Below are 538 nucleotides of genomic sequence, written 5' to 3' on the forward strand. Positions count from 1 at the left end.
CGGCCTCCCACGTCCTTCATCGGCGCCTGGTGCCAAGGCATCCACCGTATGCCACACTAACTTGGCCACCACAGATACAAGATGCTCGCGCACACTATCCACGAATCAAAACACCAGCCACACACCCGCCTACAACCACAACCCGCAAGGACAAACCCTCGGATGAGGGGCCTCCACCTGCCAGCGGTCTTCAACGGGGTGGCACACAGGAACACAACCAAGCGGTTGCATCCTCAGACACCCAACAGCGCGCCCCCCGGCCTTCCAGCACCAGAGGGAAGTTCGTTCTTCAGCCCAGCCATCCCACCAGGCGCAGGCCCAGACCAACCGGTCCGAACCCCCGACCCTGACGGGCCCACTTTCGAGTCCGCCGACCGCCACCGACCACAACAGCCAATGCAACAGCCAGCCAAAAGACTCCTTAGAAAGGAGGTGATCCAGCCGCACCTTCCGGTACGGCTACCTTGTTACGACTTCGTCCCAATCGCCAGCCCCACCTTCACCCACTCCCTCCCCAAAGGGTTAGGCCACAGGTTTC

1 rRNA gene is annotated in these 538 nt (G+C 61.5%); it reads right to left on the reverse strand.

Going from position 1 to position 538, the window contains the following annotated elements:
- Positions 1-425 precede the first annotated feature (425 nt).
- Positions 426-538, reverse strand: a 16S ribosomal RNA gene (locus tag ABD259_RS25730); the annotation flags it as partial.

Origin of the sequence: Nocardiopsis rhodophaea (genome assembly GCF_039530945.1) — a bacterium.
GTDB lineage: Bacteria > Actinomycetota > Actinomycetes > Streptosporangiales > Streptosporangiaceae > Nocardiopsis_C > Nocardiopsis_C rhodophaea.